Source organism: Terriglobia bacterium, from assembly GCA_036496425.1.
Classification (GTDB): domain Bacteria; phylum Acidobacteriota; class Terriglobia; order 20CM-2-55-15; family 20CM-2-55-15; genus 20CM-2-55-15.
Window position 1 is genome coordinate 1 of sequence record DASXLG010000065.1, and the last position, 5,753, is coordinate 5,753.

A 5,753-nucleotide genomic window follows, 5' to 3' on the forward strand; every position below is an offset into this window, starting at 1 on the left:
ACAATCTCCGCGAAATCCTGAACCTTCATCGGGTCCGGCTCTTCGTGAACTCGGTACAGACTGGGAATATCGTTTTCTTCGAGGTGCCGCGCGACGACCTCGTTCGCCAGAATCATGAATTCTTCGACGATGCGATGCGAAAAGAACCGGACAGACTTGGTAATTCCGGAGACATCGCCCCGCTCGTCGTAGGTCAACACCGGTTCGGGCAGATCGAAATCGATCGTGCCCCGCTGCTGCCGGCGCTTCTGAACGATCGCGGCGAGGCGGGCAATCGCGCGGATGTGAGGCACAACGTGCGCAAAGCGCTGCTCGAGCATGGCATTGCCGTCGAGGATCTCCTGAACGTCTTCGTACGTCAGCCGTTCCTTCGAATGAATGACACTTTTATGGAAGGAATAATCCTGCACCTCTCCCGTACGCGACAGATGCATCATGACGCTCATCGCGAGCCTGTCGACTTTCGGATTCAGCGAGCAGAGATGATTGGAAACTTTTTCGGGCAGCATCGGGATGACGCGGTCCGGGAAGTAGACAGACGTTCCGCGGACGCGGCCCTCGATATCCATGGCGGAATCGGCCGCGACGAAATGCGAGACATCCGCAATGTGCACGCCGAGCTGGAATGTGCCGTTCGGAAGCACTTCCAGGTCGATGGCATCGTCGAAGTCGCGGGCTGTTTTCGGATCGATCGTGATGGTGTTGCGTTTGCGGAAATCATCGCGGCCGGTAAAGTCCTTTTCGGTCAATGCGTCCGGCAGTGCGGCGGCCTCCTGTTCGACCTCCGTCGGAAACGCCGCAGGCAAACCGAATTTCTTGATGATGACGTTGGTTTCGACGTTCGGATCGTCGATAAAGCCGATAACGGAAACGATCTTGCCGGCCGGCCACCGGGTTTCGCTGGGAAAGCGCGAGAGTTCAACCTCGACGATCTTGTCCTTGTGCTCGGCGGCATCGCCGGTGATGAGGATTTTTTCAGGCAGCTTTTCATCGGCCGGCGCGACGAAGAAGACCTGTCCGTCGAATCGCAGCTGACCGACGATCGTATCCCGCGCCCGCTTTTCCACGCTGGCGATGCGGCCCTCCGCCCGGCCGCCCGCTTTTCGAAAAGTGATTTCGGCCTTCACCTTGTCGCCGTTCATGGCGGAATTGAGAAGAGCCGCGGGTATAAAGATGTCGCTCTCGACGCCCTGAATCTTTTCCTTGGGAATCACGAAGCCGTAACCGTCGCGGTGAACCACAATCGTGCCGTCAATGAGGTTGCGGGCCGCCGCCTCGTACCGGTTCCCTCGATGTTTTGCGAGCTTCCCCTCTTTGACGAGCTGATCGAGAATGTCTTTGATCTGCTTGCGCGCCGCCGGAGTCGCGTCGAAGTCTTCCAGTATCCGCTGGAGGTTCATCCCGCGGTCCGCCGACTTCTGGATATATTTGACGAGGTCCTCTTTACTGAGGTCCGGCTCCGACCGCCGCCGCGCTCCGCGCCCGCGGGAGTTCTTCGCCCTCATGACTCCAGTCTATTGACTTCACCAATCGAAGAACATAGATTTGATTGTCTTTGGCCGAAATGGCGGAATTGGCAGACGCACTAGATTCAGGTTCTAGCGCTCGCAAGGGCGTGGGGGTTCGAGTCCCCCTTTCGGCATAGCAACTCATCATCACCTGCCTCATAGGCGCTGTCCGTTTGGCCATGCGTTCCTTCCAGAAGCAAATCGCTTCATTATTAATTCGGGGCCAGGTTAGGTTCGGCAGCTCGATACCCCCGGTGGTCAGGCTTGATTTCTGTGGGGAAGGCCTTACATCGGGAATGTCAGGCTTGATTTCTGTGGGGAAGGCTTTACATCGGGAATGTCAGGCTTGATTTCTGTGGGGAAGGCTTTACATCGGGAATGTCAGGCTTGATTTCTGCGGGGAAGGCCTTACATCGGGAATGTCAGACTTGATTTCTGCGGGGAAGGCTTTACATCGGGAATGTCAGGCTTGATTTCTGCGGGGAAGGCCTTACACCGGAAATGTCAGGCTTGATTTTTGTAGGGAAGGCCTTACACCAGGAATGTAAGGCCCGATTTCTGTGGGGAAGGCTTTACACCCGGAATGCAAGGCTTGGCATATAAAGTGGGGATTCCGGCCCAAAAAGGCGCCACACTTCCGGCCATCCTTCGGAAACTGACGCCGCGCATTTCCCCCTTTAATTTCCTTGCATATTCCCATCAAATACCGTAAGTAAGTACTTACTACGGAGGTAAGTGAGTACTTACTTATGAAACACGACCGGCGACAGGAGATCCTAACCGCGGCCATGGAGCTCTTCGCCAAAAAAGGCTTCCGCGGAACGACCACCCGCGACCTGGCAACTCATGCGGACGTCAACGAAGCCATCATTTTCCGCCATTTTAATAATAAGGAAGAGCTCTACACGGCCATCCTCGAGCACAAGGCGGCCGAAGCGCAGGACCACCACATGGAAGAGCTCGAGCGGCTGGCGAACGAAGGCACCGACGAAGAGTTCTTCACGACGCTGGGCCGCATGTTCCTGGAGCGCCATGAAAAGGACACCACTTTCCTGCGTCTCCTTCTGTTCAGCGCACTCGAAGGTCATCAGCTCTCCGAGATGTTCGTCGCCAGCATGAGCGCGCGCAGGCCGTCCTTCAACCACATCCAGAAGCGAATCGACGAAGGCGTCTTCCGTTCCATGAATCCGAACCTCGCGGCGCGCGCTTTCTTCGGAATGTTCGCAAGCTTCGTCCTCTGGCAGGAAATCTTCGGTTTCAAGAAAACCCAGCCGTACGACAGTGACGAAGTCGTCCGCACATTCGTATCTATTTTTCTCAAAGGCATGACGAAAGACGGCATATGACACAACTACTCAGCAAGAAAAACGGAATGGTTGCGGTAGCGATCCTGTTGATCGCCGCAGCCGTCCTGTTTGCGGCGCGAAGACAGAAAACATCATCCAATGAATACTTCACGGCGGCGGCCGACAGCGGTCCTCTGCGCAACGTCGTGAACGCGACGGGCGTGGTCCAGACCGTCGTCACCGTCCAGGTCGGCAGCCAGGTCTCGGGGCAGGTCGACGAGCTCTATGCCGACTACAACTCGGTTGTGAAACACGGCCAGCTTCTCGCACGCCTCGATCCCAGGAACTATCAGGCGCAGCTTGAAAACTCTCAGGCGGCGGTGGCGTCCGCTCAGGCGCACGTTCAGAGCTCCGAAGCGGACGTCAAAACCCAGGCCGCCAACGTTGCCAGCTCGAAGGCCAACCTCGAAGCGGCTCGCGTCACCCGCGACAACAACCTCGTGGTCTACAAGCGGAACTCGGACCTTAAGAAAGAAGGCGTGGTTTCCCAGAACGACTTCGACACGGCCAAAGCCAACGCCGACTCTTCGGTTGCGAAATACGACCAGGCCGCGGCCTCCGTCGAACAGGCCGACGCCCAGGCCCGCGTTTCCTCAGCAGGACTCTCGCAGGCGAAGGCGCAGCTCCAGCAGGCCCAGGCCGACCTCAACCGCGCGCAGCTCAACCTCGACTACTGCAATATCTACTCGCCGGTGGATGGCGTCGTGATTTCCCGCAACGTCGACGTCGGCCAGACCATCGCCGCCAGCCTTCAGGCGCCGACGCTCTTCACGATCGCGAACAACCTCATGCAGATGCAGGTCAATGCCAACGTGGACGAAGCCGACATCGGGAACATTTCCGATCAGGCCGACGTAAAGTTCAATGTCGATGCGTATCCGAATGACTATTTCCAAGGCCGGATCTCCGAAATCCGCTTGAATCCGACGACCGTGCAGAATGTCGTAACCTATAGCGTCATCATCAGCATCGATAACCCGGACCTCAAACTGAAGCCGGGCATGACGGCGAACATCGTCATCACGGTCGATGAGCGCGCGAAAGTCCTGAAAGTCTCGAACGCGGCGCTCCGCTATACGCCTCCGGATATGCAGCGCGAATCTCTGAGCGATCAGCAGACCGTGAGTACCACCGGCACCGCTAAAACCGAAGCCGCCACCTCAAAAGTCCAGGAAGGGGTTGAACCGGCGGCCGCGCCGCTTGCTCCCGGCCAGAAATGGAATCCCGCGGAAAAGATCAAGCTGGTACCGCCGAAGCGGATCGTTCAGCGGCCCGGGATCGTCTACGTCCTGAATGCGCAGCAGCAGAAACCCGAAGCGCGCAAGGTCATGCTGGGAATCACCGACGGAAGCTCGACCGAGATCGTCTCCGGAGACCTGAGACAGGGCGATGCGGTCATTATCGGCGACAGCACCAAGGCCGCGGGCGTGCCGCCGCCGAATGGAGCGCCGCAATTTGGAGGCGGCGGTAACCGTGGCAACTAAGGACGGGGGAGGAAATGGGGCCGCACCCCGAATTCTTGAATTGCAGAATTCGGGGTGCGACCCCATTTCCTCCCCCGCCGTCATCCGGCTGGAGCGCATTCACAAGGTCTATCACATGGGAGACATCGAAGTTCACGCGCTTCGCAATGTCTCCCTGGAGATCGGACGCGGCGAATTCGTTGCGATCATGGGGCCCTCGGGATCCGGAAAATCCACGATGATGAACATCATCGGCTGCCTGGACCATCCCACGAAAGGAAGCTATTTCCTCGAGAACCAGGACGTTTCGAAGCACGACAAAGCCGGCCTTGCAGATATCCGGAACAAGCACATCGGGTTCGTGTTTCAAAGTTTCAATCTGGTGCCGCGCACTTCGGCTTTGGAGAACGTCGAATTACCGATGCTCTACGCCGGTGTCCACACCGCCGAGCGGCTCCGGCGCGCACGTGAAGCGCTGGCGGAGGTCGGGCTCTCGGATCGCGAGAAGAGCATGCCGAATCAACTCTCGGGCGGACAGCAGCAGCGCGTCGCATTGGCGCGGGCGCTGGTGAACAATCCGGCCTTGATCCTGGCCGACGAGCCGACCGGAGCGCTCGACACCCGGACTTCCGTCGAAGTGATGGAAATCTTCCAGCGCCTCAACAAAGCGCGCAATCTGACCGTGATTCTGGTGACTCACGAGCCCGATATCGCTCAATACGCGAATCGCATCATTCAATTCCGCGACGGCCGCATCCGCCGCGACTTCGCGGTCGAGAACCGGAAGGACGCAGCCGAGGTGTTGGAGCAACTGCCGGTGGAAACCGAAGAGGACGACGATGAATTTATTGGCAATCGTTAAAGTCGCGGTCCGGGCCCTGAACCGGAACAAGATGCGCACGGCCTTGACGATGCTCGGCATCATCATCGGCGTCGGCGCGGTCATTGCGCTGGTTTCGATCGGACAGGGCGCGCAGAAGATGGTCCAGGATCAGATCAGCGGCATGGGCTCGAACATGATGATCATCATGCCGGGCAACATCACGCAGGGAGGCGTGAGCCTCGGCGCCGGCGCTGCGAACAGCCTGACCGAGGAAGACATGCAGGCCATGGTCCGCGAAGTTCCGACCATCGCGGCCGCATCGGAAATCGTCAGCGCTTCCGGCCAGTTCGTTTACGGAAACCAGAACTGGTACGTCCGGATTCAGGGCTCCAACGAAAAGTTCCCGATCATCCGGAACTGGAAGATTGCGCGGGGCGACTTCTTCACGGACGTCGATATCCGAACGGCCGAGCGCGTCGTCGTTCTGGGCAAAACGGTTGCGGATAAACTTTTTCCCGGCGCCGATCCGATCGGACAGATCGTTCGGGTCCGCAATCTGCCGTTCCGCGTCGTCGGTGTTCTCGATGCAAAAGGACAATCGATGGTCGGGCAG

At 58.2% G+C, this 5,753-nt stretch carries 5 protein-coding genes and 1 tRNA gene; 5 read left to right on the top strand and 1 reads right to left on the bottom strand.

Going from position 1 to position 5,753, the window contains the following annotated elements; all coding sequences use genetic code 11:
• On the bottom strand, window positions 1-1,505 hold a 1,505-nt coding region (locus tag VGK48_04145), incomplete at its 3' end, for a VacB/RNase II family 3'-5' exoribonuclease (protein ID HEY2380355.1).
• Between the two features lie 53 nt (window positions 1,506-1,558).
• On the opposite strand from VGK48_04145, the gene VGK48_04150 reads away from it, so the two are divergent.
• From VGK48_04150 to VGK48_04170, 5 genes are all read left to right on the top strand, one after another.
• Window positions 1,559-1,642 (top strand) — tRNA-Leu (locus VGK48_04150).
• Window positions 1,643-2,257: 615 nt separating this feature from the next.
• The gene (locus tag VGK48_04155) at window positions 2,258-2,854 is read left to right on the top strand and encodes a TetR/AcrR family transcriptional regulator (GenBank protein ID HEY2380356.1); all 597 of its coding nucleotides are present in this window, start codon (window positions 2,258-2,260) and stop codon (window positions 2,852-2,854) included.
• The gene (locus tag VGK48_04160) at window positions 2,851-4,338 is read left to right on the top strand and encodes an efflux RND transporter periplasmic adaptor subunit (GenBank protein ID HEY2380357.1); all 1,488 of its coding nucleotides are present in this window, start codon (window positions 2,851-2,853) and stop codon (window positions 4,336-4,338) included. The genes VGK48_04155 and VGK48_04160 overlap by 4 nt, the downstream gene beginning before the upstream one ends.
• Before the next feature lie 115 nt (window positions 4,339-4,453).
• Complete coding sequence (locus tag VGK48_04165) at window positions 4,454-5,179, top strand: ABC transporter ATP-binding protein (GenBank protein HEY2380358.1); 726 nt, start codon at window positions 4,454-4,456, stop codon at window positions 5,177-5,179.
• On the top strand, window positions 5,157-5,753 hold a 597-nt coding region (locus VGK48_04170), incomplete at its 3' end, for an ABC transporter permease (GenBank protein ID HEY2380359.1). The genes VGK48_04165 and VGK48_04170, both read left to right, overlap by 23 nt.

Coding starts and splice junctions, on each gene's coding strand:
- VGK48_04160 (HEY2380357.1), top strand. CDS start 2,851: ATGACACAACTACTCAGCAAGAAAAACGGAATGGTTGCGGTAGCGATC.
- VGK48_04165 (HEY2380358.1), top strand. CDS start 4,454: ATGGGAGACATCGAAGTTCACGCGCTTCGCAATGTCTCCCTGGAGATC.
- VGK48_04155 (HEY2380356.1), top strand. CDS start 2,258: ATGAAACACGACCGGCGACAGGAGATCCTAACCGCGGCCATGGAGCTC.